The sequence below is a fragment of the Streptomyces sp. CA-288835 genome, from assembly GCF_050936385.1.
In the GTDB taxonomy this organism is placed as follows: domain Bacteria; phylum Actinomycetota; class Actinomycetes; order Streptomycetales; family Streptomycetaceae; genus Streptomyces.
Genome location: NZ_JBNJMW010000001.1, coordinates 2,246,378 through 2,272,908 on the forward strand (window position 1 = coordinate 2,246,378; position 26,531 = coordinate 2,272,908).

26 protein-coding genes are annotated in these 26,531 nt (G+C 69.7%); 19 read left to right on the forward strand and 7 right to left on the reverse strand.

Annotation, left to right across the window (positions count from 1 at the left end):
• Positions 1 to 67 precede the first annotated feature (67 nt).
• The gene (gene thrS, locus ACQEVY_RS10150; protein ID WP_432947007.1) at positions 68 to 1,381 is read right to left on the reverse strand and encodes a threonine--tRNA ligase; all 1,314 of its coding nucleotides are present in this window, start codon (positions 1,379 to 1,381) and stop codon (positions 68 to 70) included.
• Between the two features lie 199 nt (positions 1,382 to 1,580).
• Between thrS and ACQEVY_RS10155 the strand changes: the two genes are divergently transcribed.
• The 10 genes from ACQEVY_RS10155 (at position 1,581) to ACQEVY_RS10200 (ending at position 12,101) form a co-directional block, all read left to right on the forward strand.
• Entirely contained in the window at positions 1,581 to 1,874 is a 294-nt protein-coding gene (locus ACQEVY_RS10155) for a DUF1905 domain-containing protein (protein WP_432947009.1), read from the forward strand.
• A gap of 43 nt (positions 1,875 to 1,917) precedes the next feature.
• The gene (locus ACQEVY_RS10160) at positions 1,918 to 3,051 is read left to right on the forward strand and encodes an aminoglycoside phosphotransferase (protein ID WP_432947011.1); all 1,134 of its coding nucleotides are present in this window, start codon (positions 1,918 to 1,920) and stop codon (positions 3,049 to 3,051) included.
• 217 nt (positions 3,052 to 3,268) lie between these two features.
• Entirely contained in the window at positions 3,269 to 4,309 is a 1,041-nt protein-coding gene (locus ACQEVY_RS10165; protein ID WP_432947013.1) for a LacI family DNA-binding transcriptional regulator, read from the forward strand.
• A gap of 271 nt (positions 4,310 to 4,580) precedes the next feature.
• Complete coding sequence (locus ACQEVY_RS10170) at positions 4,581 to 5,243, forward strand: GNAT family N-acetyltransferase (RefSeq protein ID WP_432947015.1); 663 nt, start codon at positions 4,581 to 4,583, stop codon at positions 5,241 to 5,243.
• Between the two features lie 39 nt (positions 5,244 to 5,282).
• Positions 5,283 to 5,720, forward strand: a complete 438-nt coding sequence (locus tag ACQEVY_RS10175) for a glutaredoxin domain-containing protein (protein WP_432947017.1) — start codon at positions 5,283 to 5,285, stop codon at positions 5,718 to 5,720.
• 233 nt (positions 5,721 to 5,953) lie between these two features.
• Positions 5,954 to 6,937 (forward strand): BtrH N-terminal domain-containing protein, encoded by a 984-nt coding sequence (locus tag ACQEVY_RS10180; RefSeq protein WP_432947018.1) that lies wholly within the window; start codon positions 5,954 to 5,956, stop codon positions 6,935 to 6,937.
• Positions 6,938 to 7,243: 306 nt separating this feature from the next.
• Positions 7,244 to 9,337 (forward strand): hypothetical protein, encoded by a 2,094-nt coding sequence (locus tag ACQEVY_RS10185; RefSeq protein WP_432947020.1) that lies wholly within the window; start codon positions 7,244 to 7,246, stop codon positions 9,335 to 9,337.
• Positions 9,338 to 9,341: 4 nt separating this feature from the next.
• Positions 9,342 to 10,979: an ABC transporter substrate-binding protein gene (locus ACQEVY_RS10190; RefSeq protein WP_432947022.1), complete on the forward strand. Its 1,638-nt coding sequence runs from the start codon at positions 9,342 to 9,344 to the stop codon at positions 10,977 to 10,979.
• Between the two features lie 554 nt (positions 10,980 to 11,533).
• Positions 11,534 to 11,911 carry a D-alanyl-D-alanine carboxypeptidase gene (locus ACQEVY_RS10195; protein WP_432947024.1) on the forward strand — a complete coding sequence of 126 codons (378 nt, stop codon included), beginning with the start codon at positions 11,534 to 11,536 and terminating at the stop codon, positions 11,909 to 11,911.
• Between the two features lie 49 nt (positions 11,912 to 11,960).
• Positions 11,961 to 12,101, forward strand: coding sequence for a hypothetical protein (locus ACQEVY_RS10200; protein ID WP_432955157.1), 141 nt, complete (start codon positions 11,961 to 11,963; stop codon positions 12,099 to 12,101).
• A 235-nt stretch (positions 12,102 to 12,336) separates the two neighbouring features.
• Here the strand turns inward: ACQEVY_RS10200 and ACQEVY_RS10205 are convergent, their stop codons facing one another.
• From ACQEVY_RS10205 to ACQEVY_RS10215, 3 genes are all read right to left on the reverse strand, one after another.
• Entirely contained in the window at positions 12,337 to 13,020 is a 684-nt protein-coding gene (locus ACQEVY_RS10205; protein ID WP_432947026.1) for a DUF2625 family protein, read from the reverse strand.
• 58 nt (positions 13,021 to 13,078) lie between these two features.
• Entirely contained in the window at positions 13,079 to 13,855 is a 777-nt protein-coding gene (locus ACQEVY_RS10210; RefSeq protein ID WP_432947028.1) for a YwqG family protein, read from the reverse strand.
• Positions 13,856 to 13,940: 85 nt separating this feature from the next.
• Positions 13,941 to 14,843, reverse strand: coding sequence for a NucA/NucB deoxyribonuclease domain-containing protein (locus ACQEVY_RS10215; protein ID WP_432947030.1), 903 nt, complete (start codon positions 14,841 to 14,843; stop codon positions 13,941 to 13,943).
• Positions 14,844 to 15,244: 401 nt separating this feature from the next.
• Between ACQEVY_RS10215 and ACQEVY_RS10220 the strand changes: the two genes are divergently transcribed.
• Complete coding sequence (locus ACQEVY_RS10220) at positions 15,245 to 15,649, forward strand: VOC family protein (RefSeq protein WP_432947032.1); 405 nt, start codon at positions 15,245 to 15,247, stop codon at positions 15,647 to 15,649.
• Here the strand turns inward: ACQEVY_RS10220 and ACQEVY_RS10225 are convergent.
• Positions 15,629 to 16,318 (reverse strand): helix-turn-helix domain-containing protein, encoded by a 690-nt coding sequence (locus tag ACQEVY_RS10225; protein ID WP_432947034.1) that lies wholly within the window; start codon positions 16,316 to 16,318, stop codon positions 15,629 to 15,631. The two genes, ACQEVY_RS10220 and ACQEVY_RS10225, sit on opposite strands and share 21 nt — an antisense overlap.
• A gap of 10 nt (positions 16,319 to 16,328) precedes the next feature.
• Positions 16,329 to 17,264 (reverse strand): AraC family transcriptional regulator, encoded by a 936-nt coding sequence (locus tag ACQEVY_RS10230; RefSeq protein ID WP_432947036.1) that lies wholly within the window; start codon positions 17,262 to 17,264, stop codon positions 16,329 to 16,331.
• Positions 17,265 to 17,345: 81 nt separating this feature from the next.
• Here ACQEVY_RS10230 and ACQEVY_RS10235 point away from each other — a divergent pair, with 81 nt between their 5' ends.
• Positions 17,346 to 18,182 (forward strand): NAD(P)H-binding protein, encoded by an 837-nt coding sequence (locus ACQEVY_RS10235; RefSeq protein WP_432947038.1) that lies wholly within the window; start codon positions 17,346 to 17,348, stop codon positions 18,180 to 18,182.
• Positions 18,183 to 18,268: 86 nt separating this feature from the next.
• Here ACQEVY_RS10235 and ACQEVY_RS10240 read toward each other — a convergent pair whose 3' ends face one another.
• A complete protein-coding gene (locus tag ACQEVY_RS10240; RefSeq protein ID WP_432947040.1) occupies positions 18,269 to 19,423 on the reverse strand; it encodes a YihY/virulence factor BrkB family protein in 1,155 nt (384 codons plus the stop codon).
• A gap of 87 nt (positions 19,424 to 19,510) precedes the next feature.
• On the opposite strand from ACQEVY_RS10240, the gene ACQEVY_RS10245 reads away from it, so the two are divergent.
• The 7 genes from ACQEVY_RS10245 (at position 19,511) to ACQEVY_RS10275 (ending at position 26,527) form a co-directional block, all read left to right on the forward strand.
• Positions 19,511 to 21,145, forward strand: a complete 1,635-nt coding sequence (locus tag ACQEVY_RS10245; protein ID WP_432947042.1) for an acyl-CoA dehydrogenase family protein — start codon at positions 19,511 to 19,513, stop codon at positions 21,143 to 21,145.
• 229 nt (positions 21,146 to 21,374) lie between these two features.
• On the forward strand, positions 21,375 to 22,820 hold the full coding sequence (locus tag ACQEVY_RS10250; RefSeq protein ID WP_432947044.1) for a hypothetical protein: 1,446 nt from the start codon (positions 21,375 to 21,377) through the stop codon (positions 22,818 to 22,820).
• Between the two features lie 48 nt (positions 22,821 to 22,868).
• Positions 22,869 to 23,429, forward strand: a complete 561-nt coding sequence (locus tag ACQEVY_RS10255) for a GNAT family N-acetyltransferase (RefSeq protein WP_432947046.1) — start codon at positions 22,869 to 22,871, stop codon at positions 23,427 to 23,429.
• A gap of 148 nt (positions 23,430 to 23,577) precedes the next feature.
• A complete protein-coding gene (locus ACQEVY_RS10260; RefSeq protein WP_309486338.1) occupies positions 23,578 to 23,661 on the forward strand; it encodes a putative leader peptide in 84 nt (27 codons plus the stop codon).
• Between the two features lie 157 nt (positions 23,662 to 23,818).
• Positions 23,819 to 25,516, forward strand: a complete 1,698-nt coding sequence (locus ACQEVY_RS10265) for a nitrite/sulfite reductase (protein WP_432947048.1) — start codon at positions 23,819 to 23,821, stop codon at positions 25,514 to 25,516.
• A gap of 109 nt (positions 25,517 to 25,625) precedes the next feature.
• Positions 25,626 to 25,805 (forward strand): hypothetical protein, encoded by a 180-nt coding sequence (locus ACQEVY_RS10270; protein WP_189327815.1) that lies wholly within the window; start codon positions 25,626 to 25,628, stop codon positions 25,803 to 25,805.
• Entirely contained in the window at positions 25,802 to 26,527 is a 726-nt protein-coding gene (locus tag ACQEVY_RS10275; protein WP_432947051.1) for a phosphoadenylyl-sulfate reductase, read from the forward strand. The genes ACQEVY_RS10270 and ACQEVY_RS10275 overlap by 4 nt, the downstream gene beginning before the upstream one ends.
• The last annotated feature ends 4 nt before the right edge of the window (positions 26,528 to 26,531 follow it).

Genomic DNA, 26,531 nt, shown 5'->3' on the forward strand with positions numbered 1-26,531 from the left:
CGCTGTTGGGCCCGGCAGCCGGCCGCCCTGGTTCGTCGAACTGAGAACTGGCCCGCCGGACACGGCCTCAGCGGGGCGCGCCGTCCCACAAGTCGGTGCGGTGGGCGCTCACCAGCGCGCCGATCCGGCCGAGGACGTCCTCGACCGGCAGCGGATCGAGCCGACGACCGTCCCGCAGGCGCACGGCGACCAGATCATCGGCCGCCTCCTTGGCGCCGATCACCGCCTGGTACGGCACAAGGCGAGCCTCCCGGATACGGGCACCCAGGCTGCCGCGTTCGGGTTCGGTGATCTCGGCCCGCAGTCCGCGTTGGGCACAACTCCGCGCGAATGCAACGGCGTTCGGCAACTCGGCGGCGGAGACGGGCAGAACCACCACCTGAGTCGGTGCGAGCCAGGCCGGAAAGGCGCCACCGTGCTCCTCGATGAGATGCGCGACCGCCCGCTCGACACTGCCGATGATGCTGCGGTGAACCATGACGGGCCGGTGTTTCGCGCCGTCCGCGCCGATGTAGTGCAAGTCGAACCGCTCCGGCTGATGGAAGTCGACCTGGACGGTGGACAGGGTGGACTCCCGGCCCGCACCGTCGACGACCTGGACGTCGATCTTCGGCCCGTAGAACGCGGCCTCGCCCTCGGCAGCCTCGTACGGCAGACCTGACCGCTCCAGCACCTCGGTGAGGAGGGCGGTGGACCGTTGCCACAACTCCGGGGCGGCGACGTACTTTCCGCCGGGTCCGGGGAGGGACAGCCGGTAGCGCGCCGGGCGGATACCGAGCGCCTCGTAGGCCCGGCGGATCATCTCCAGGGCGGCCTGCGCCTCCGCCGCCACCTGATCCAGGGTGCAGAAGATGTGCGCGTCGTTGAGCTGGATGGCCCGTACACGGGTCAGCCCACCCAGCACGCCGGACAGCTCGGCGCGATACATGCCACCCAACTCCGCCATTCGCAACGGCAGTTCACGATAGCTGTGCGAGCGCGAGCGATAGATGACCGCGTGATGGGGACACAGGCTGGGCCGCAGCACGACCTGCTCCCCGCCCAGTTCCATCGGCGGGAACATGTCCTCGCTGTAGTGCGACCAGTGCCCCGAGATCTCGTACAACTCCCGCTTGCCGAGCACCGGCGAGTACACGTGCCGGTAGCCCGCCTCTCGCTCGGCGCTACGGATGTACTCCTCCAGGGTGTGCCGTACGACCGCGCCGTCGGGCAACCAGTACGGCAGCCCCGCTCCGATCAGCGGGTCGGTGTCGAACAGGCCGAGCTCACGGCCGAGTTTGCGGTGGTCATTCATGGCGGTCTCCTCGCGGACGGCTCCGAGCGAGTGACCGCACAAGCCGAAGCCCCGGGGCACTCGCCCCGGGGCTTCGGACTCAGACATCGGTCAGCGCGCCGGGACACTTTCCGGCGTCGTCGTCATGTGGGCGCGCTTCATATCGGGGACGGTAGCAGGGGTACGGCGCGGTCCGCTCGGGAGTTTCCTCCGCGCTCTGTCTCGTTGCCACCAGGGTGAGTTGGGCTGTCGCAGCCCTAGTCTGACGCCATGAGCGACGGTGACTTCGAGGAACGGGGCTGACCTCATGGAGCTCGTATTCTCCAGCCGGGTGATCGAATGGCGCGGGCCGGCGCCGTACTACTTCGTCCGCGTGCCGGGCGACGAGTCCGACGACATCCGCCAAGTGGCCGCGCTGGCCACGTACGGCTGGGGCGTGATCCCGGTCGAGGCGCGGATCGGCGAGGTCGCATTCAAAACGTCGCTCTTCCCCAAGGACGGCGGATACCTCCTGCCACTCAAGGACGCCGTACGCAAGCCGCAAGGCCTCTCGACAGGCGACGACGTGACCGTGAAGCTGACGGTCCGTCTCCAGTCCTGACGTGAGCCCCCCCGGCTTTAGGGGGACCCCTTAACATCCCGGCATGCCTGAAGCCGCCTCACCGACCTCTCCCCAAGCCACCGACGAAATCCGGGAGCTCTTTCAAGTCCCCCCGGAGCGCGCCGAGTTCCACCCCCTCACGCACAACCCCAAGAACGGCGTCACCGCAGGCGTATGGCGCGTAAGCGTCGGCGAGCGGTCGGCCGTGCTGAAGGTGCTGACCCGGGGCAAGGACACCACCGAGACCTGGGCGTCCTCGGAGGACCCGCGGCACTGGAACTTCTGGCGGCGAGAGGCGTACGTGTACGAGGAGGGCGTCGCCCGGGCCTGGGAACCGTGGGGCATCACCGCGCCCGAACTGCTCGCCTCCGTCGAACGCCCCGACGGCGACGTGGCGTTGTGGCTGGAGGATGTGCGGGGCGAACCTGCCACGGGCTGGTCCGTAGCGGCCCACGCCGAGCACGCCCGCCGCCTGGGCGCGGCCCACGGCCGGGCACTCTCGGAACAGGCCGAATCGCTCGACCACTCTTGGCTGAGCCGCCGCTTCCTCCGCGACTACAGCGCCGCCCAGACGACCGGCCGGGACCTGCTCGACGACGACACCGCCTGGCAACAGCCGCTCGTACGCGACCACTTCCCCGCAGGCCTCCGCGAGGAGATGGTGCGGCTGCACCAGGAACGCGAGTGGTTCCTGCGGATCATGGAGACCCTGCCGCGCGTCTTCAGCCACCTCGACCAGTGGCCGGCCAACCTCACCTCGCCGCACCGCGGCCAAAGTGTGCTGTTCGACTGGGCGTTCGCGGGCGACGGCGCCCTCGGCGAGGACATCGGCAACTACATCCCCGACACGATCTTGGATGGGTTCCTGCCCGCCGCCCGGCTGCCCGAGCTGGCGACCGCCGTGTACGAGGGCTACGTACGCGGCCTGCGCGACAGCGGCTGGCAGGGGGACGAACGGCTCGTCCGGCTCGGCGTGTGCGCCTCCGCCGTGAAGTACGACTGGCTCACCGCCCTGATGCTGTCCCGCGCGAGCGACGCCGAGCAGCTCGACTACGGCGGCAGCCGCACCGTGGAGGCCGAGCACCGCTACCGCGAACGGGGCCTGGTACTGGCCTTCCTGGCGGACTGGGCCCGGGAGGCCCGGGGTCTCGCGACGGACCTCGGCTTCAGCGACTGAAACCGGCCACCGAGTCCAGAAGCCCACCCCACCTGTTCGACATTTCGAAAGTTTCGGCTTCCGGGAATTCCCAGGAACACCACCCCTTCCCCGTACACTTCCGGCGGCCGTAATGTAGGAAGCGCTTTCTAGCCGGTCGACGCCCTCCCGCGTGCCAGACCGTGGTGATACGAAACTTTCGCCGGCCCTCGGGACGGGGCGGAGAGGTGGGGCTTCCATGGTGCGTACCGGGACCGAGGCCGGCCCGACGCTGGCGGTCGTGGCCCGCGAGGCCGGGGTGTCCGTGCCGACGGCGTCGAAGGTGGTCAACGGCCGGGAGGACGTGGCGCCTGAGACCCGCCGCCGGGTCACCGAGGCGCTCGACCGGCTGGGCTACGTACGCCGACCGCGGTTCGACGCCACGAAGTCACCGGGCCTGGTCGATCTGGTCGTGCACTCGCTGGACTCCTCCTGGTCGGGTGCCGTGCTGCACGGCGTGGAGGAGGCGGCGCACGACGCGGGCCTGGAGGTGGTCGTCTCGGCCGGCCTGACCCGGACGCGCGGTGGCCGTCCCGAACGCGGCTGGCTGGACAAGCTGTCCGCACGCGGCTCCGCCGGGGTGCTGTTCAACCTGGCGGAGCTCACCCCGTCCCAGTACGCCTGGCTGGAACAGCACCGCATCCCGTTCGTCCTGATCGACCCGGTGAACGATCCGCCGCCCGGCGTCGCCTCGGTGGGCGCCGCCAACTGGCAGGGCGGTGTGACCGCCACCGAGCATCTGCTCGCGCTCGGCCACGAGCGGATCGCGGTCATCGCCGGTTCCCGGCGCAAGATGTGCAGCAGCGCCCGCGTGGCCGGTTACCGCTCGGCGCTCGCGGCGGCCGGCATCCGGCACCGGCCCGAGTACCTCCGTTACGGCAGCTTCAACGAGGCCGGCGCCCACCGCCGCATGCTGGAACTCCTCGATCTGCCCGAACCGCCCACGGCCGTCTTCGTCTGCTCGGACAAGATGGCCCTCGGCTGCTACCAGGCCCTGTACGAACGGAAGTTGACCGTCCCCGACGACATGAGCATCGTCGGCTTCGACGACCTGCCCGAGGCCCATTGGGCCACTCCCCCGCTCACCACGATCCGCCAGCCCCTGTCGGAGATGGCCGCCACAGCGCTGCGCTTGCTGGTACGGATGATGGCGGGCGAACGGCCGGAGGGGACGCGGACGGAGCTGTCGACGCGGTTGGTGGTGCGGGAGAGTACGGGGCCGGTGCCGGGGGGCGCGTAAGACCCGTAAAGCCCATGCGGTCTACGCGGTTGGAGTCGCGCCGCCCATGCGATGCCGCCGAGCAGGTGCGCCCGGAAGCCCGGATTCTTGTACGTCCCCGCTGCGGGCCCGAGCGCACTGGGAAACCGGTCGTGGTTGGCCGCTCAGGTCAGGGTTCGGTGTGCGCTCCGCCCGGAATTCGCGCGACATGGCGCGACGGCTCTGGAACGCTACGGGCCTGCGGACTGGATGCGAACGAGCTGAGCCGGCATGGGAATTGGATGGGCGATCGATGAGCTTCACGCTGGAGGGACCGGTTCTGGAGGGCACGCTCGTACGTCTGGAGCCGCTGGACCACCGACATGCCGCGGACTTGGCTGTGGCGGCGGAAGAGGACCGGACCTCCTACCGGTTCACGTGGGTGCCCACGGCAGCGGAGGTCGAGGACTACATCGACGCCCAACTCGCCCGTGCCGCTGCCGGGAAACTCGCCCCGTACGCGCAGGTGGAACAGGCGTCGGGGCGGGCAGTCGGCGTCACGGCCTACTGGGAGCCGCGGCTGTGGCCGGACGGAGACCGTCTGTGCGCGATCGAGGTCGGCTTCACGTGGCTCGCGGCTTCGGCCCAGGGCACAGGATTGAACACCGAGGCCAAGTACTTGTTGTTCCGGTACGCGTTCGAGAACTGGGGAGTCGCACGCCTCGACTTGAAGACGGACGCACGTAACAGCCGTTCGCGCGCCGCCATCGAACGGACGGGCGCACACTTCGAAGGCGTACTACGGAACTGGTCCCCATCTTGGGCGCCGGGCGAGGACGGCGGACTTCGCGACTCCGCGATGTTCTCGATCATCGCGGCGGAGTGGCCGGAGTGCCGGGCGAGACTCGAGCAGCGAATGGCTCGTGGCCTCGAGCGGGGCGGGCAGCCGCCGGCAGATGTCTCCGCCCCAAGCTGAGCCCGGTCACCATCGCTGACATCGATAGCCTGCGTCACCATGATGCGCGCCTGGATTCTGCCGATGCTGCTTGTGCTCTGCGGCTCACTCGCCGCGACTGGGCTGATCCTCGGGGGAAGTCCCGGCCCAGCCGCCGCACTCCTGCTGGTGTTCGTACTGCTCGCAGGCGTGAACTCGCCCCTGATCTTCCCGAAAACGATCGGTGCGCTGGAGGCCCAACACCGCAGTACGGTCGACGGCCGGCCCGTCGTCTACTGGCGGCCGGGCTGTACGTACTGTCTGCGCCTGCGCATCCGATTGGGCCGCAACGCCCGCCAGGCGCACTGGGTCAACATCTGGCGTGACCCCGCTGGAGCGGCAGCGGTCAGCGAAGCCAACAACGGCAACGAGACCGTGCCAACCGTCGTCGTGAACGGCCGACCGCACACCAACCCCGATCCAGCATGGGTCCGCAAACAACTCTCCCCGGCCAGGTAGTCATTCGCGGAAATGTGACAGTCGAGGGCCGCACTGTCACATTCCCGCGATCGCATACCCCGAGGGTTCGGCAGCGTCGACCTGAGCGTCCGCACTTCCGTCGAGCATCTGCCAGCGCGGGCGGGGACATGGGAATTGCCCAGGACCCGTCCGTCGGATCACGCCTCAGGCGCGGTGGTCCGGCACGCCCATCTACGGGGTCGTCGTCCGTTGAGGGAGGAAGAATGATCGGCATGGCCATGGTGAAAGGCGTCGACGTCCGCGGTATGCAGCACTGTGAGACGACGGCGCTGGGCGTGCTGCTGCGGCATGAGGGGCTCGACTTGTCCGAACCCATGCTGTTCGGGTTCGGCTCCGGGCTGTCCTTCGTCTACTGGGACAGCAAGGCCATGGGCTTCCCCTTCCTGGGTGGCCGGGTCAAGCCGTTCGAGCTCACCAGGAACCTGGCCGCCGTACTCGGACTTGAGCTGCTGGTCAGGGAGACCACCTCTCCGCGCAAGGCATGGCAGAACGTGGCGGCACCCATCGACGCCGGTCGGCCGGTCGGCCTTCAGCTCGACAGCTACCACCTGGACTACTTCAGCACCAAGGTGCACTTCGGCGGGCACGTGGTGGCCATGTACGGCTACGACGAACAGGACGCCTACCTGGTGGACACCGACCCGCAGGGCGGAGCCGTCTCGACCAGCCTCGCCAGCCTGGCCAAGGCCAGAGCCGAGCGCGGCCCCATGACCGCCAAGCACCGCTCCTTCACCATCACGGCGCCCAGCAGGCTGACGTCACCGCAGGACCGGATCACCCCCGCGATCAAGACCTGCGCCGACGCCTTCCTGAACCCTCCCATCGCGAACCTGGGCCACCGGGGCATCGAGAAGACGGCCAGGCAAGTGCCGAAGTGGCTGCAGCGCAGCGACAATCCGCGGGAGGACCTCCCACGAACCGCCGTCCTCATGGAGAAGGCCGGCACCGGCGGCGCCCTGTTCCGCAATCTCTACCGGGACTTCCTCGCCGAATGCGCCCAGCTGATCGACAGCAGCCATCTGCGCACCGGCCACAGCCTGTACGCCGAGGCCGCCACCCTCTGGCCACAAGTGGCCGCACTCATCGCTACAGCAGGCGAATCCGGCGACGCGAAGAACCTCATGCAGGCCGGCTCCCTCCTCCACGAGCTCTCGCGTATCGAACGCGAGGCGATGCGGGCACTCAGCATGCTCTAGGGCTGCTCCAGGGCGAGTTGGGGCGACCACCATCCTGCGCAGTTCGATGCCTTTCTGCCACGTAGGCCCGCGAGTACGGCGAAACCCAAGAGGTGCCACTCACGAATGCGCCGTCACAGCGCCCAGTTGGCCAAACCGGCGCTCGCTTTCGTGCTCTGGTCGCGCAGCGCCGACGCCGTCGGCCCGCCCGTGACATGGGCCAATTCGCCTTTCGAACAGGCATGTTGGTTCCCTCCCCATGCCCGCTCCAGTACCCTCCGTCATCCATCCACCGCACAGCGCACACACGCCACAGGGGTCAGCCGGATGAACCGGGAACTGGGCTTCGAGGGGCTCCTCGAGGACCGAGGATTCTTCCCCAGGCTGCTGGGCCGGAACGCCCGGGGCCGCGACGAGAAGTTTCTGTACGGTCCTGACCTGCCGGTTGTGCTGCTCACCGGCGGGCCGGGGACGGGCAAGCAGCGCCTCCTTGAGCTGTTGCGGGACCGGTTCGGGAGGAGGGTGCCGGTGGCCTACGTGGACTGTGCGGATACGCGGTCCGCGGAGGAGGCCGCGCGCCGCCCTTCCTGCCGGTCGGAAGCGACGGAGACGCTGTACGACGTCGCCCTTCGTATGAGCGAGTGGGAGGGGCCGGGCGGAGCTCTGCCCACGCCCCGATTCTTCGCCGGTATGGCCGCGGTGGCGGCGGGCGCAGGGCTGCGGCGGCGCGAGCTGGAAGAGGAGCTGGAGCGCTACCGAGTGGTGCTGCATCCGGGCGGGGCGCTCAACCGATTCACCCACAACCTGCTGACCGGCTATCTGACCGCCCTCGCCGGGGTGGTCGCTCCCGCGGCGGCACCGTTGGTGGGCGCCGCGTTGACGGAGTTCCTGGAGGTGCTGGCGCGCACCGGTGCCGAGCCGGTGCGCACCACCTACGGCGACTATCCCGGCGCCGCCGGAAGCGCCGGCACCGGGCTGCGGCTGCTCACCCACGACTTCCAAAGAGGCGACGAGGACCGACGGTTCGCGGAGAGCTTCCTCTTCCGCGCCCTGCGCGAGGACTTGGACGCCGCCTACACCGGACTCGGTGGCAGACTCAACCGGGTCGGCCGCCCCGCCCTGCTGCTGCAGCACGCCAACTGGCCGACGGGCCGCGGACTCCTGGCGGCGGTGCTCGCCGACCGAGCCGACGGCCGGCGCGACCGCACGGTGCTCGTCGCGAGCGAACGAATGGCGGAGCCGCTGTTCCTGGCCGACGAGCCGCGCAGCAAGCAGCTCGCCGACTACCAGCCGGACCACGAGGAGCCACCAGACTGGCAACGGCGGCCCGCACGCGGCCGCTTGGGACAGGGGGTGCTTCTGCTGCGAATGCCGCTGCTCACCACCGAGCACATCCACAAGGAGCTGCAACAACACACCGGTGGGGTGCCGGAGGCGGCGCGGCTGCGGCGGGCGCAGAGCGCTGTGCACCGGCTTTCGGGCCACCGCCCCCGGATGGTGCAGCGGCTGGTCCAGGCGGCCGGGAATCTGCCGGAGCTGGACAACGACCGGGAGCTGCTCGACCAGCCGCCCGTACGGAACGGGGAGTCCAGCGCCGTACGGGATGTGCTGCTGAGCGAGCTGGTGCTGCGGCAGCTGCCCGAACGGCTCCCCGTCGAGTACACCGACGACCGCTGGCTCGACCTGCTCACCCAGCTCTCGGTCGCGCACACCGGCGACTGCGCTCGTGCCCTGCTGCGCAGCCCGCAGCTGGAGCAGCCGGGCGGCGGGCTCAGCGCGGACGAGGTCGAGCAGCATCTGCGGGAGAGCGGCTGGCCCGCCTGCGAGCGGCACTTCATCGGTGACTTCGGCCTCCGGCAGCTGCTGATGAGCAGACTCCACGGGCCGCCCGACGCGGGCGCCGAATGGCGCCGCAATCACGGCCTGCTGCATGCGCACTACCGCAGGCGGGCCGCGGCCCCCGACCGTGCCTTCGGCACCACCGCGGCGCATGGCCTCAACCACGACCTGGTCGCCAACGGGCCGGAGCGCGCCGTGCGCCACCTCGCCACCACGTTCCCGGCGGACGGCATGGGTGCCGAGGAGTGGTGCGACCAGCTGCTCGCCCTCGCCCAGGCCCCCTCGCCCGGCGGCCGCGACGAGCGGCACGACCGGATGATGGTGGCCCGGGTCGAGGGCAGCAAGCTGGAGCGTCGGCTGGACGAGCTGCTGCACGCCGTGTGGCTCTGCGAAGAGCGCACCCGTCCGCCCGACACCGCCGCGGCCGACCGGATGGCACGCCTGCTGCAGGAGCTGGCCCGGGAGTACGCCGAGGCCGCGCCCGTGCTCACCGCCCGGGCCGAACGGTGGGAGCGCCGTGCCCGCAACCGGCAGCCACTGCAGTCCTGTTCCTGCACGGCCCACATCGGAGAGGGGAGCTGAGCGGATGTTCGGGAGCGCAGCCGACTGGCTGTACGCACACCTGTGGGCCACGCTGCTGAAAAAGATCGTCACTTGTACCCTGGCCGCCCTGCTCGGCATCGGCGCGTACTTCGTCATCCCGCCGATCGTCGAGGAGGCTCGTACCTGCGCCGACGGCGTCACCGAGTCCGGCGGTGAGTGCATAGGCATCAACGGCTCGGGTTACGACTTCGAGGTTCCGGAGATAGCCCCGGTCGCCGCCCGGATCGCCGAGGAGAACCGCCGCATCGACAAGCAGCCGCACGTCACCGTGGCGATGATGCTCCCGCTGCAGCCGGAGTCGAAGGCCGAGAGGCGGCAGCTGCGCAGCGAACTGCAGGGCGCCTTCCTGGCGCAGTACCGGGCCAACCGGGAGCCTGGGAAACCAGTCGTGCGGCTGGTGCTCGCCAACCCCGGCAAAGACTACGCCCGGCAGGACGAAGTGGTGCCGGACCTTGTGGGGTTGGCCCACTCCGAACGCCACAAACTGCGTGCGGTAACCGGATTCAACCTCTCCCTCGACGCCACCGAGGAGGCGGTGCGGGGCCTCACCGAGCAGCAGGTGCCGGTGCTTGTGGCGCGGGCTTCGGCGGGTGACCTCGCCAACCAGGAGAGCAAGGACGGAACGTACGACTTCAAGGGGCTGGCCCGGATCATCCCCACCAACGAGGAACAGGCCCGGGCGCTGGCCGACTTCAACGGCAGCCGCACGGACGAGCAGACTGTCCTGGTCCGCGACACCCGGCCCGACCCCTACGTCCGCACGCTCGCTCGCGCCTTCCAGGGGCTGCCGGAGGAAGGTCCGGCCGGCCCGGACGACATGACCTTCACCTCCTCTGGAGTCACCGAAGTGGGCGACGTGGACAACCAGTTCAGGCCGACGGTCAACACGATCTGCAACTCCGGCGCGGACACCGTCTACTTTGCGGGCCGCTCCACACATCTGCGGCTGTTCCTGAAGCGGCTCGCCAAGGAGGCGTGCGCGGAGCGGAAGTACACCGTGGTGTCCGGCTCGGACGCGGCCTCGCTGAACAACCGGATGAATGACGAGGACTGGGCCGAACTCCGGGACAGCTCCGGCAAGCCGCGGTTGACCGTGCAGTACGCCGCACCGGCCCACCCCGCTTCCTGGCGCACCGAGGTGCAGCGTTGGCAGGACCGAGAGGAGAAGCGGACCGGGTCGAAGCCGCCCGAGTCGGAGGCCCCAGGCTCGCTGCGCGATCCACTGGGCGAGTTGACGCGGCTACAGGACACCTTCGCCGCGCTGGAGTCGGCGGGCCGCGACATCGGCGAAGTGGAACTGGGCGACTCGCGCACGATGATGGTGCACGACGGGGTACGCACAGCGATCGAGGCGATCCGCGGCGCCAAGCCCACTGGAGAGGCGGCGCCCTCCGCCGAGCAGGTGGGCAACCGCTGGGCCACGATGCAGTCGATGAATCGGGTGAACGGCACCAGCGGCCGCATCTGCCTCACCAAAGCCGGCAATCCGTACGACAAGCCGCTCGCCGTCGTTGAACTGAAACCCGGCACGAAGGAAGGCCCAGGCACGCTCGGCTTCGTCGGGCTGGCCTGGCCGACCGGCGAGCCACAGCCGGAGGACTGCGTCGTACGCGGCGGCTAGAAGGAAGGAAAAGATCGGGGCTGAGCGGGCGCCACCCCAGCACCGTGCGCCTTGCGCCTTGCATCGTGTGACCCGCACAACTTACGTGCCGGTAGGGATATTTGACTCTTACTGCGGCCCCGGCCCCCAGCCGACACTCAGGTCTCCGCGAAGCCGCCGTTCGATTCTCGGGGAGGTCTGTACGGGCGGGCAGACTGCGCGACCTTCTCTCCCCATCGAGCCAACGGAACTGCCATGTCGGAAATCACGGTTGGTGGGAGCGGTACGGGTCTTCCGCCGTCCCGCTCCTCAGGGTCGGCATCCACTCCCCGGCACAGCACCCACGGCGGCGCGTCTGCCGGCGGGCGTCATCGCAAGCGAAAACCCATGAGTCCGGCGGCCCGGCGTGTGCTCGGTCTCACCGCGACCGGACCCATCATCGGGTCCATCCTGGCGGGCACTCGGCCTTCGCGGCCGACGGCACCCCTCTGAGTCCGACGGACCAGAAGATCGCCGACGATCTGGAGTCCCGGATCAACGAGGCCGGCCTCAGCGACAATCTCAGCGGCTTCGTGATGGACGCCGAGTCCGATCGTGAGATCTTCGGCAACAACGCGTCCACCGCGCTGATGCCCGCGTCCAACACCAAGCTCGCCACCGCGACCGCCGCCCTGACCGTGCTGGGTCCGGACCACCGCTTCACCACCCGCGTCGTCTACGGCGACGGCACGCTCACCCTGACCGGCGGCGGCGACCGGGTCCTGACCACCGACGATCTCTCCGCCCTCGCGAAGACGGCCGCCGACGGCCTGTCCGCCGCCGGCCTGACCTCGGTCAAGGTGCGCGTCGACGACAGCCTCTTCCCCGAGCCCGCACTCGCCACCGGCTGGACCGACGGCTACTTCCCGGACGTGGTCTCCCCCGTCCGGCCCCTGGTGGTCGACGGCCAGTAGCTGCGCCACGGGTGAGGCCCAGGCCAAGACCGGCACTCTGACCGGTGCCCTGGCCCTGAGCGGTCTCACCGTCGGCCAGGACGGGCGCTGGAAGGTCTTCTCCTTCGTCGAGAACGGGGCCTCTGCCGACCCGGCCGACACCAAGAAAGTCTTCGACGGCCTCGCCGCCACCGTCAACGGCTGCTTCTGAGCCGGGGCCGGGGTCCGGTGAACCGCCCCGGTTCGAATACAGACTCCGGGCTGTCCCAGTTGGGTGGAGTCGAGTTGCTTGGTTTCGCGCTACCGGTGGGGTGCGGAGTTCGTACTCCACCGGGCTGAGCATGCCCAGCGCAGAGTGCCTGCGCTGTCGGTTATGGAAGATTTCCAGGTACTCGTAGACCATCGACTCCGGCGGCCCCGGCGATTCCGGCGATCGGAATCGAGTGCTACTCGGCGGTCAGGCCCAGCTGTTTCCGCCATTCGTGAGTGAGCCCCCACAGTTCGGTGACCGGTACCACGTTCTTCGAACGCCGCGCCCGCTCGCCCCCCTCGGCCGCCCACAGCGGCGGGTAGACCAGGATCCCCTGGTCCCCGGACAGGGGAGCGACCTGCTCCCGCCAGTCCGGCCAGCGGTTGTCGGCGTAGTAGGAGGCCAGGTCACCGGTGAGCGCCCAGGACAGGAAGTCCGAGTACGGCAGCTCCAGGTCGTCCCACTCCAGCGTGTCCGGAGCCAGGTAGTGCACGTTGCCCGGGTCGCCGTCGAACGCGCCGCCGTTGAGCGCGAAGAAGCCGCCGACCGCGTCGTGGGCGATCAGCAGCGCCTTGCCGGACAGGCCGAAGGTGTCGACGGTGCCGTCGTTCCACGACCTGAGGCTCCCGGACATCCGCTCCGAGCCGGACCCCAGCACCCGCAACCAGCCGGAGTCGATCAGCAGCCCCCCGGTTTCGTAGGCGATCGCCCCGAGCGGCGAGCGGACGGTGACCTGCAACTGCTGAAGGGTCTGCTCGGCCTGCCGTTCGTCTCGCGGGAGGACCTCGACGCGGTCGCCCGCCGACGCGAGCCATTCCTGGATCATCGGCCAGGCAGGTTCGTCGGTGTCCAGCAGTTCCGCAACTGACTTGCGCGTCACGACTTCCCCTTCGTGCCCTTCGTGCGGTGTAACGACAGTCAACCACGCCCCTCCGGCATCACCCGGACTGCATCACGAGGTGGACGTCGGAGAAGTCCGCTTCCCGGAACGACTGCTCACGGACGAAGAAGTACAGCATGCCGCCGTCCCCCCACACCATGTCCTTCGACTCGGCGAGCTGCAGCAGCAGTCGCCAGTCATCGGGCGCGGAGCCCCGCCCGGTGTCGGCCAGGCACTCCTGCTGCAGGTCGCCCTGCAACTGCCAGGGGTGTCCGAGGAGTTGGTGCGCCCCCTCCGCCGCGTACAGCTCGTCGACGCTCTCCAGCAGGTCGCTGTACGCGTCGGACTCGTCCTCGTCGAGGGCGAGTGCCTCCACGGCGGCGGACTCCAGCGGCGGGAGGGTGAGCCGGTGGGCGAAGCGCAGGTTCCGGGGAGCGGGGCTCCCGGCCGCCGGTATCTCGCCGTCGGAGCCTCGAGGGCCGTCGGGACAGTGGATCACCCGCCAACTGCCGGGTTCGGGCGGGTAGTCCTCGAGCGCGGATGCCTGGAAGAAGAACAGCAGCCGACCGTCGCGGGGCAACTCACCCGCCCCGTCGAAGGGCTGGAGTTCCGCCGGCCGCAGGTCGGCGAGGAGCGGCAGCGGTTCACCGCGCCAGGTCGGCCAGTCGAGCCCGGTGGGAAGCCCGGCGGCGGGCCCGAAGGCGGAGCGGTCCGCCGTGACGCTCTCCTGCTCGTCCTCGGCGACGGCGACGGCCGGCCTCAGCAGACCGGCCAGTTCCTCCGCGGCCCGGGCGACTCCGCTGTCCCGGATCAGGGAGTTGATCTGATCCCTCATGAAACCTCCTGTGAAGGGCCCGGACAGCTCGGCTGTCCGGGCCCGGTCCGTGAGCCGTGGGTTGGTGGGCCGGTGGGCTCGCCGGTTACGGCACGATATTTATCTCGAACTGTGTGCCGTCGGGTTGGTTGCGCAAAGCATTGCCGATCGTGGAGCCGGAACCCCGGTTGTCACCGGGCGCGATGGCGCGGACGCTGGCCCCGGTGCCGCCCTCGGCGCTCATGGCGAACGGATACTCGTCGAGATCCTTGCCCTTCACCTTCTTGTGCCCCTTCAGGGAGAGCTTCCGCCGCTTGTTGCACTTCTTGTCCTTGTTGGCGGTGCCGTCAGGGTCCCTCCGGTCCAGCGTCAGCACCGCCGGCGCGCCCGCGGCGATGGCGTCCTTGATGTGCTGCGTGGACTCGGGGTACTTGGACTCGCTCACGTCGACCTTGACGACGTTCCCGGCAAGGGGCACCACGTTGTTGTTGCCGTCGCCTGAACCGCTGCCCGCCGCCGGTGCGGCGTGCACCGAGGCATCGTCCAGGCACGGGTCGTAGCCGTCCGAATCCGAAGTGATCACATCGCTGATCAGCTCTTCGTTGTCGTCCTTGGTGAGCGCCTGGTTGATCTGGACGAGCTCGCCGTCGATGTTTACCAGCCCGGCGGTAATATCGAGTTCGGTGTCGCAGTCCAGCGTCTCCTGGTCGCCCACCAGGATGGCTTCCTGCTGCTCCCACTCTGGAATCGCGCTCGTCGGGAGAGCGTCCAGCCGGAACGCGGCGGTCGTGGCGTTTTCAGTCGGACCCTCGTCGCGCAAGAGCTGCAAGTCGGCGTCGATGCGTTCGCCCTCGTCCAGGAGCTGCGCTTCGAAGGTCAGGACCGTGTTTTGGAGCTCGATGCAGTTCCCCGGGTCGACGATGGCCGCGTTCGCCGAGTTCGAGTCGTCGAGGTTGACGTAGCCGAAGACGAGCGCTCCGATGACCGCGGGTACTCCGAGCAGGATCATCAGAGGGCGTTTTCGTCGGTGCCCAGCCCGGCGGGGTGACCCTTCCGCCGTTTTTGACTCATGCATGACAAACCCCTTGTTCCGCGGAACCGGCTCCGCACTGGGCGAGGAGGGAAGCCGGGAGTTCCCGGCGACGGCGACGCTATGGGCTGGCTATGAGGCAGAGCCAGGGGCAAACATCCCAACCCGCGGGTAAGTTGACGGGCCTCACCGCACCCGGAACCCCCGCCTCCTCCGGCCCGCGAACAGCTCCGCCTGCCGTACCCCTGGCAGGTTCCCCTCTCAGGGCTTGCGCTGTGCGCCTGCGACGAGCGCCTCGAACATTCTGCGGACCCCGGAACGGCCAGGACGTGTCCGATTCCTACAAGACCACGCCCCAACTGCCTGCCTACCGTGGCCCCATGACTCCACGATTCGATGCGATCGGCCTGGTGGCCTCCGACATGGCCGCCTCAATCGCCTTCTACCGCCGCCTCGGACTCGAATTCCCCGAGGGCTCCGGGAAGCAGCCACACGCCGAGGCTCAACTGCCGGGCGGGCTGCGGCTGATGCTCGACAGCGAGGACGGCATCCGCGAGTTCGCGCCGGAGTGGCAGCCGCCGAGTGGGGGCGGGCGTATGTCGCTGGCCCTGCTGTGTGAGAGTCCGGCCGAGGTCGACTCCGTGTACGAGGAGATGGTGGGCGCCGGGTACGACAGCGGGCTCAAGCCGTGGGATGCCGACTGGGGGCAGCGGTATGCGAGCCTGCTCGACCCGGACGGCAACGACGTCGGGCTGTTCGCGCCGCTACCCGGTGCGGGCCAGTAGCTCGCCCAACGGCATGCCCGCCAACTCCCGTACGTCCCGGGCCAGATGAGCCTGGTCGGCGAAGCCGGTCCGCGCCGCCGTGTCCGCGAAGGGCACCCCGGCGCGGGCCAGGGCGAGGGCGCGCTGCAGGCGTAGGACGCGGGCGAGGGTTTTGGGGCCGTAGCCGAAGGCGGCCAGGGAACGGCGGTGCAACTGGCGGGCGCCTACGCCGAGTTCGTCGGCGGTGGCTGCGACGGGGCGGCCCGCGTGGAGGGCGGCGACGACCTGGCCGAGCAGCGGGTCGGGAGGTGCGGCGGCGGATGCCCAGCGCAGCGCCACCTTTTCGAGGCCGCTCGCCGGGTCGTCGGCCGCGTTCACGTGCGCCGTGAGGCGCCGTACCTCGGACGGCGGCCGGAGGTCGGTCAACTCCACGCGCCGGTCGCGTAGTTCATGGGCGGGCACGCCCAGGAGCGTGGGCGCGGTGCCGGGGTAGAAGCGGACGCCCGCCCAAGAACGCGGCGCGCCTTCGGTGACGTACGCCCGTGTGTCGGGTCCGGCGACCAGCAGTCGTCCCTCGTTCCACAGGAGGTCCATGCAGCCGTCGGGCAGGACGGGCCCGGCGCCGGTACCGGACGGGGTGTTCGTCCAGACGACGGCGCCCGGGAGGCGGGAGGGCCGCTCCGTGTACACGTACACCACGCTACGCGGTTCGGGTCCGGTGCTCCTGCGGGCTGACCCCGTACACCCGCTTGAAGGCGGTGGACAGGGCGAACGCGCTGCCGTAGCCGACCTGGCGGGCGATCGCGCCGATGGTGTCCTCGGTGTCGCGCAGCCGGTCCGCGGCGAGCGCGAGGCGCCAGCCGGTGAGGTACGTCATCGGGGGCTCGCCGACGAGTTCGCTGAACCGGCGGGCGAGCGCGGCCCGGGAGACGCCCGCCTTCGCGGCGAGGGAGGCGACCGTCCAGGGGTGGGACGGGTCGTCCTGGAGGAGCCTGAGCACGCGGCCTACGACGGGGTCCGCGAGAGCCCGGTACCAGGCGGGCGCCTCGGCTTCCGGGCGGGAGAACCAGACCCGTAGCGCGGCGATGACCAGCAGGTCGAGCAGCCGGTCGAGGACGACCTCCTGGCCGGGCTCGTCGCGCACGATCTCCTCGGTGAGCAGCGGGGTGAGGGGGCAGGCCCATTCGTCGGAGGTCAGGCTGAGCAGCGGCGGCAGGGCGTCGAGCAGCCGGCCGTTGATCTCGCCCTGCATCGTGTACGTCCCGATGAGCATCACCATGGAGCCGTCGAGTCTGGCTCCCCAGGTACGTACCCCCAGGTCCATCGTGCCCTTCATGGACCGTCCGTCGGGATAGAAGCACTCGGCGCCCGGCAGGATCACCGCCTGGGGCGCGGTCGAGGGGTCGTCGGCGCAGGTGTACGGGTCGGGACCGCGCGCGATGGCGAGGTCGCCGGCCCGCAGATGCAGGCGCTCCCCCTTGTCCGAGGTGATCCAGGCGTCGCCGCGGAGCAGGAGCATCACGGTGAGCGGTGCGCGGTCCTCGACGCGGATGCACCACGGGGGATCGAAACACGCTCGGATCATGAAGGCGCCACGCGCGCGTGGACCCTCGAGAAGGCCTGCAAGGGCGTCCATGAGGCCAGCGTAGACGGGCTCTTATGGGAATGAGAGGTTCAGCGATGTTCCCTTTCCGAGCAGGGCAGTTCACTGGTTTTCATGACGGAGAACACGCGGAACGAGACGGTGTTGGTGACGGGGGCCTCGGGCAAGACGGGGCGTCAGGTGGCGGATGCGGCGAATGCCGCCGGGTTCGGTGTCCGGGCCGCTTCGCGCGGGGGTGAGGTGCGCTTCGACTGGTACGACTCCTCGACGTGGGACGAGGCGCTGCGGGGCGCGGACGCGGCGTATCTGGCGTACTCGCCGGACGTGGGCGCGCCGGGCGCGGACGAGAACATCGCGGCGTTCGCGCGCCGGGCGCAGGAGCTCGGCGTACGGCGCCTGGTGCTGCTGTCGGCGATCGGTGAACGGCAGGCGGAGCCGACCGAGCGGGCGCTGCGTGAGTCGGGTGCCGAGTGGACGATCGTGCGGGCGAACTGGTTCATGCAGAACTTCAGCGAGGGGCTGCTGCTGGAGGGCGTACGGAGCGGTGAGTTCGCGTTCCCAGGGGGCGAGGGGCGGCAGCCGTTCATCGATACGCGGGACATCGCGGATGTGGTCGTGACGACGCTGACGGACTCCTCGTATGTGGGGCGGACCCTGGAGATCACGGGGGCGCGGCTGCTGTCCTTCCGCGAGGTCATGGCGGAGATCTCCGCCGCGGCGGGCCGGGAGATCCGGTATGCGCCGGTGTCGGTGAAGGAGCACGGCGCCATCCTGGCCGGGTTCGGTCTGTCGCCGGAGGAGGTCGCGTTCACGGAGGAGCTCTTCGAGGGGCTACTCGACGGCACCGACGGCGAGGCCACCGGCGACGTCCAGCAGGTCCTGGGCCGCACCCCACGCGACTTCACGGGGTTCGCGCGGGAGCATGCGGCGCAGGGGGTGTGGAAGGTCTGACCGCGCCCCTAAGGAGGCCGTAGGCCTCCTTAGGGGCGCGGGGAACTGCGCGACCAGCCACAACGAACCCGCAGCTTCGAAACCGCCTACCCAGCGGAGTCCTGCGCAGGCGGCTCCTCCCCGTTCTTAGGCGAGCTCTTCACATGCGTCCGCAGCCGCGACGTCACGTCCTCCGGAGGAAGGAAGCGCGACCAGCGTTCCGGGAACTCGGAGGGCATGTCCGGGTCGTCGGGGTCGGCGGCGGCCCGGGCGGCCGCCGCGCGGGCGACCAGGTCGGCGGCCTGGGCGGCGCGCAGCTGCTCGTTGACGGCGCGGGCGGCGGCCGTGGCGGCGGCCGGCCAGACGCGGTCGATGGCCGCGTTGACGGCCGCTCCGACGAGCACGGCGAAGGCCGAGACGCCGATCCACAGCAGTACGGCGACGGGGGCGGCCAAGGATCCGTAGATCGTGGGGCCTTCGACGGTGTTGGCCAGGTAGATCCGCAGCAGGAAGCTGCCCAGCACCCACATGCCGAGCGCGACCAGGGCACCGGGAACGTCCTCGATCCAGGGGGAGCGCACGGGGACGGACACGTGGTAGAGCGTCGTCAGGAAGATGATCGACAGGACGATGACGGTAGGCCAGTACAGGATCTGCACGACCGTCGTCGACCACGACACGAGATTCACCACGGCGTCCGGGCCGGCGACCATCAGCGGCAGCGCCACGGAGCCGATCAGCAGCGCCACGAGGAACAGAAGGAACGCCATCAGCCGGGTCTTGACGATGCCGCGCACCCCGTCGAGGCCGTACATGACGGTGATGGTGTCGATGAAGACGTTCACGGCGCGCGAGCCCGACCACAGGGCGAACAGGAAGCCGAGCGAGATGACGTCGGGTCTGCCGCCCTTCATCACGTCGTGGAGGATCGGCTGGGCGATCTCCGTGACGCCCTTGTCGGTGAGGATCGTGCGGGAGGCCTCCAGCAGGTTGGTCTCGAGGCTGACGATGGTGTCGGCGCCGGTCCAGGAGTCCACATAGCCGAGCAGTCCGAGCATGCTCAGCAGCAGCGGCGGCACGGACAACAGCGTGAAGAAGGCGGCCTCCGCGGCGAGGCCCAGGATCCGGTATTCGATGCAGGAGTTGACGGTGTCCTTGACCAGCAGCCAGGCGGTCCTCCGTTTGGAGACATTCCGGTAGAGAGCACGTGCCCGGTGAAGCCGGCCGGGCGGGCTCTCTGGTGTTTCACTTGCTGGCTGCACGCTCCTAACCGTATCGGTCGCGACGTGCGTTCCTCACCCTCCGCACTCGCGGGTGACGGCCGCCCTACTCGGGGGTAGTTTTTCTGCATGGCTACCGGCACCCACGCAGTGACCAACCAGGTTCCTCCCCTTGTCGGCTACGACGTCTACGGCGCCGACCGGGTCCTGACGGAAGCGGTCGAGCGGCATCTCGACCCGGGGCTGCTGGACGTGGTGCGTGAGGAGCTGTCGGGGCTGGGGCGCACCGCCGGTTCCGCGCAGGCCCAGGAGTGGGGGGTGCTGGCGAACGAGAATCCGCCCGGGCTGCGTACGCACGATCGTTACGGTCACCGCGTCGACGAGGTCGACTTCCATCCGTCCTGGCACCGGCTGCTGGGCAAGGGCGTCGCGGCGGGCCTGACGGCGGCGTGGGCGCGGCCGGGCGGGCATCTGCGGCGGGCGGCCGCGTTCGTGGTCTGGACGCAGGTGGAGGCGGGTCACGGCTGTCCGCTGTCGATGACGCACGCGGCCGTGCCCGCGCTGCGTACGGACCCGGAGCTCGCGGCCGAGTGGGAGCCACGGCTGACGTCCACCGTGTACGACCAGGGGCTGCGGCCCGCCTCCGAGAAGGCCGGCGTCCTCTTCGGCATGGGTATGACGGAGAAGCAGGGCGGCAGCGACGTACGGGCGAACACGACGGTGGCGCGTCCGCTCGCCGAGGACGGGACGTACGAGCTGACCGGCCACAAATGGTTCTGCTCGGCACCGATGTCGGACGGCTTTCTGGTGCTGGCGCAGGCGCCCGGCGGACTGACGTGCTTCCTCGTGCCGCGGGTGCTGGAGGACGGCACGCGCAATGTGTTCCTGATCCAGCGGCTGAAGGACAAGCTGGGCAACCGGTCGAACGCGTCGAGCGAGGTCGAGTTCGACGGGACCTGGGCGCGCCGGGTCGGGGACGAGGGGCGCGGGGTGCGCACGATCCTCGAGATGGTCGCGGTGACCCGGCTGGACTGCGCGCTTGGTGCCGCCGCCCTGATGCGGCAGGCGGTCGCGCAGGCCGTGCACCACTGCACCTACCGCGAGGCCTTCGGCGGCAAGCTGATCGACAAGCCGCTGATGCGCAACGTCCTGGCCGATCTGGCGCTGGAGTCCGAGGCGGCGACGACGCTGTCGCTGCGGCTGGCCGCCGCCTACGACGACGGGAGTGAGCAGGAGCGGGCGTTCCTGCGGCTCGCGTTGCCGGCCACGAAGTACTGGGTGACCAAGCGCTGCCCACCGCTCGTCGTGGAGGCCTCGGAGTGCCTGGGCGGCAATGGGTACGTGGAGGAGTCCGGCATGCCGCGCCTGCTGCGCGAGTCGCCGCTCAACTCCATCTGGGAGGGCGCGGGCAACGTCCAGGCGCTGGACATCCTGCGCGCCATGCAGCGCGAGCCACAGGCCCTGAACGCCTACCTGGAGGAGATCGGCCGGGCCCGCGGCGCCGACCACCGACTGGACGGGGCGATCAAGAACCTGCTGGCCGAACTCGCCGACCTGGACGGCATCGAGGGCCGCGCCCGCCGCCTGGCCGAACGGATCGCGCTGGTGCTCCAGGGCGCGCTCCTCGTCCAGTACGCGCCTCCGGAGGTCGCCGACGCGTTCTGCGCCTCGCGACTCGGCGGGGACTGGGGGGCGGCCTTCGGGACCCTGCCGCACAGCCTGGACCTGGCCTCGGTGGTGGAACGGGCGCGGCCCGTCGCGTAGCCAGGACAGTCAGGACCGTCGGCGGGCGTACGGCACGAGCCGTAGGCAGATGTACGACAGGGGAGGCGCCGTGTCGAACCGGCGCCTCCCTCTCGTACCACCTATTCCGGCGTATTCGCCCAGGCCCGGCGACACCTGACGTACCATCCCTCCCACGGCTCTCCATACCGTCCGCCCGGTACAACGCACTGATCGGGAAGGGCAGTTGGCCGCCAACGCGGGAGGAACGATGGCGTATCGAGGCAGGCACCGCCGCCGGAAGAAGGGCCGCGCGCTGCGCGCGAGCCTGGCCGGAACCGCTCTCGCCCTCACCGTCGCCGCGGGCCTCATCAGCACGTCACAGGCCGCGAGCAGCGACAATCCGGGCGCCCTCACCGCGCTCGGCTCCTCCTCCGACACCGACAAGCTCCAGCTCCACGAGAACCTCGTCGACGAGGGCACCCTCGACACCCTCGAGAGCGGGATGGGCGGGAACGTCGGCGTGGACGCGGTCTTGAAGAACGCCAACCACGAGATGCGGGGCAGAGCCGACTGCAGTGCCACGGAGAAGGCCGCGCTGCCCGTCGAGCCGGACGCTACGCGCGTGTACTGCTGGGCGGACAACGACTCCCGGACCCAGAAGTGGCAGCCCCAGTCGGTCACCACCTCCGGGGACTCGGACGAGGACGGCAGGTGGGGTTCCAACCGTGTGATCCTCTCCGGCTGGACGCACGACGGTCAGACAGGGGGCGCCCAGGAGGAGGACAAGGGCCTTGCCCGGGTCGCCTTCATCGACGCGAACGACCCGGCGAATCTGAAGTACCGCTGGGTTCTGCTGGTCGTCCCGCTGGACGGCGGCAAGAACTTCGAGGCGGTCCGCTCCCGGATCGGCGGCATGGTCTGGTACCAGGACAAGCTGATCGTCACCGCCAGGAACGGCACCGCCGGCGACGACGCCCTGTTCGTCTTCGACATGAACCGCATCCTGCGCGCCGACGTCACCAGCGGCGCGGTCGGCAAGGTGAAGGACGGCTGGTCGGCGCACGGCTACCGCTATGTGATGCCGGCCATGGGCTCGTACAGCCTCACCGGCGGAGCCTGCGACGCCACCACGAACGACCGCGTCCCCTGCTTCGCGTCGGTCTCCCTGGACCGCACCTCCACACCGCACAGCCTGGTCGCCAACGAGTGGTTCCGCCCGGACAGCGGTAAGCCGGGCCGCGTGTGGCGTTACGACTACAGCACCGCGAGCGCCCGTACGGGCCTGCTCGCCACCGACCGCCTTGGACGCGTCCACGCCGACGAGGCGTACAAGACCGAGGCCGTCGGTCTGCAAGGGGTCCTCTCGCACCGGCCGAGCGGCGCGAGCGAGCCGAACTGGTACGCCGGGCACGCACCCGGCGAGCGCGGGGAGCACGGCACCCTGTGGCGGCAGAACAAGAGCGCCGCCAAGGCCGCGAAGTGCGGCGCCGAGGAGTCGTACGCCTGCTGGGGACGGGACACGGAGTCGCTGTCGTACTGGCAGGAGACCGGCGAGCTGTGGACGCTGACCGGGCGGGCGGCGACCGCTTCGGGCCGGGCGCACGAGCTTCCCGGGCGGGCGGCGGACCGGGCCACCGCGTGGCAGCCGGGCATGGTTTCCGAACGGGTGTTGTACGCGGTTCCGTTGTCCGCGGTGGACCACTCGTTGGAGTGACCCGGTTGTTTTGAAGCGGGGCTCGCCCGCGTGGTATCGCTGACCCGCATGAGCATCGCTGTCACCACTTGGTCGCTGGAGCAGACCTCTCCGGCCGACCTGTTGCCCGCCGCCGAGCCGGCCGGCGACGTCCGGATCGTCCGCTCCGAGGTGCCCTCGCCCGAGTTCAGCCGCTTCCTGTACACCTCGGTCGGCGGCGACATCCGCTGGACCGACCGGCTGGGCTGGACGTACGCCCAGTGGCAGGAGGACCTGGAGCGGCCGGGGGTCGAGACGTGGGTCGCGTACGAGCGCGGGACGCCCGCGGGATACGTACAGCTGGAAGGCCAGCCGGAAGGCGTCGTGGAAATCGTCTACTTCGGGCTGATCCCGGCCTTCCGCGGCCGGCGGATCGGCGGGCATCTCCTGTCGCACGGGGTCGCGCGCGCCTGGGATCTGGCCGAGCGGTGGCCGGGCAGGCCGCCGACGAAGCGGGTCTGGCTGCATACCTGCAGCAAGGACGGGGAGCACGCGATGGACAACTACCTGCGGCGCGGCTTCAAGCTCTACGACACCAAGGTCGCCGAGGAGCCGGACATCGCCACCGCCGGTCCCTGGCCCGGCGCCTAGGATGCTTCTGACCTGGTGAGACCGGGAAACACAAGCCCCACGTCAGAGCTTGTGACCAACAACACCCTTGTCTCGCGATACGGGACAAGGGTGTCCGCATCGCGGACGAAGCTGGACTCTGTCCAGATCGCCATGACACGCTTCCGTCATGTCTGGAACTGGAATTGCCTTGGTGAGTCGGCGCCACGTCGACCTCGGCCGCATGTCCAGCGCCATCTGTCCGGCGAGCTGAGCAGCTGCATCCGACAGGGCCTTCCGGTCCCGGGCAGCACCGCCGCCGCACTTCTCCCTCTTGCCTCGCCTGCGCAATGACGCGCGCGTATGACCCCATGCGCACCCATGCGCAGAGCGCGAGTCGCTTTCCCCGTCTGTCCCGAAGGACGTACACCATGGCCGCCACCCCACAGAACCCTGCTGCCGCCGCGCCCCGCCGCAAGGTGAGCCGTCACCGCGGCGAGGGCCAGTGGGCCGTGGGTCACTACACCCCGCTCAACGGCAACGAACAGTTCAAGAAGGACGACGACGGTCTCAACGTACGGACACGTATTGAGACGATCTACTCCAAGCGGGGCTTCGACTCGATCGACCCCAACGACCTGCGTGGCCGGATGCGCTGGTGGGGCCTCTACACCCAGCGCAAGCCCGGGATCGACGGCGGCAAGACCGCGATCCTGGAGCCGGAGGAGCTGGACGACAAGTACTTCATGCTGCGGGTGCGGATCGACGGCGGTCGGCTCACCACCGAGCAGCTGCGGGTGATCGGCGAGATCTCGCAGGAGTTCGCGCGCGGCACCGCCGACCTCACGGACCGGCAGAACGTCCAGTACCACTGGATCCGTATCGAAGACGTCCCGGAGATCTGGGACCGCCTGGAAGCCGTCGGACTGTCCACGACCGAGGCCTGCGGTGACACGCCCCGCGTGATCCTCGGCTCGCCGGTCGCCGGGATCGCCGAGGACGAGATCATCGACGGCACGTCGGCCATCGACGAGATCCACAGCCGGTTCATCGGCACCAAGGAATTCTCCAACCTGCCCCGCAAGTTCAAGACGGCGATCTCCGGTTCCCCGCTTCTCGACGTGGCACACGAGATCAACGACGTCGCCTTCGTCGGCGTGAACCACCCCGAGCACGGCCCCGGTTTCGACCTGTGGGTCGGCGGCGGGCTGTCCACGAATCCGAAGATCGGCGTGCGCCTCGGCGCCTGGGTCCCGCTCGACGAGGTCCCCGACGTCTGGGCCGGCGTGATCGGTATCTTCCGCGACTACGGCTACCGGCGGCTCCGTACGAGGGCCCGTCTCAAGTTCCTGGTCGCCGACTGGGGCCCGGAGAAGTTCCGCCAGGTCCTCGAGGACGAGTATCTCAAGCGGGGGCTCGTCGACGGCCCGGCGCCTGCCCAGCCCGTGCAGCGCTGGCGCGACCACGTCGGTGTGCACCGGCAGCAAGACGGCCGCTTCTACGTCGGGTTCGCCCCGCGCGTGGGCCGCGTGGACGGTGCCACCCTCACCAAGATCGCCGAACTCGCCGAGGCACACGGCTCGGGCCGGGTCCGCACCACCGTCGAGCAGAAGATGATCGTGCTCGACGTCGAGGAGCCCCAGGTCGAGTCGCTCGTCGAGGCGCTGGAGGCGCTGGACCTGACCGCCAAGCCCTCCCCGTTCCGGCGCGGCACGATGGCCTGTACCGGCATCGAGTACTGCAAGCTCGCGATCGTCGAGACCAAGGCGCGCGGGGCCTCGCTGATCGATGAACTCGAGCGCCGTATCCCGGAGTTCGACGAGCCGATCACCATCAACATCAACGGCTGCCCGAACGCCTGCGCCCGTATCCAGGTCGCGGACATCGGTCTCAAGGGCCAGTTGGTCCTGGACGACGAGGGCAACCAGGTCGAGGGCTTCCAGGTGCATCTCGGCGGCGCGCTCGGCCTGGAGGCCGGTTTCGGCCGCAAGGTCCGTGGCCTGAAGGTCACTTCGGAGGAGCTGCCGGACTACGTCGAGCGGGTCCTCAAGCGCTTCGAGGCGGAGCGCGAGGAGGGCGAGAGGTTCGCCACATGGGCGGCTCGGGCCAGCGAGGAGTCGCTGTCATGAGCGCCCTCGTGGTCGCGGCGATGAGCGCCCTCCTGCTCGCCGGTGCGGGTGCCGTATTCGGCGCCCTCGCAGGTCACGTACGCATGGATGCGGACGGAGGGCGGCAGCGGTGAGCGAGCGAGCCGCGCCGTTCTACTGCCCGTACTGCGGCGACGAGGACCTGCGTCCGAGCGAGCAGGGGCACGGGGCTTGGGAATGCGGAGCGTGCAATCGGGCCTTCCAGTTGAAGTTCCTCGGGCTGTTGTCCCGGGGTCTTCAGCGCACTGACGGTGGAGGGGAACAGATATGACCACGGTTCAGGCAGAGCCGGATATTGAGACGGATCCCGACGCGGAACTGAAGGCGCTCGCCGAGCAGGCGGGTCGTGACCTCGAGGACGCGTCCGCGCTCGAGATCCTTCAGTGGGCCGCGAAGACCTTCGGCAAGAAGTTCTGTGTGACCTCCTCCATGGAGGACGCAGTTGTCGCTCACCTCGCCGCCCGTGCCATGCCCGGCGTGGACGTCGTGTTCCTGGACACCGGCTACCACTTCCCCGAGACCATCGGCACCCGGGACGCGGTCGAGGCCGTGATGGACGTCAACGTCATCACGCTCACCCCGCGGCAGACCGTGGCCGAGCAGGACGCCGAGTTCGGGCCGAAGCTGCACGACCGCAACCCCGACCTGTGCTGCGCGATGCGGAAGATCAAGCCCCTGGAAGAGGGCCTGACGAAGTACACCGCATGGGCCACGGGCCTGCGCCGCGACGAGTCCCCGACCCGGACGAACACGCCGGTCGTCGGCTGGGACGAGAAGCGCCGCAAGATCAAGATCTCGCCGATCGCCCGCTGGACGCAGGACGACGTGGACGCGTACGTCACCGAGCACGGCGTCCTCACCAACCCGCTCCTCATGGACGGTTACCCCTCCGTGGGCTGCGCCCCCTGCACCCGCCGGGTGCTCGAGGGCGAGGACGCGCGCGCCGGCCGCTGGGCGGGCCGTGCCAAGACCGAGTGCGGGCTGCACGAGTGAGCAC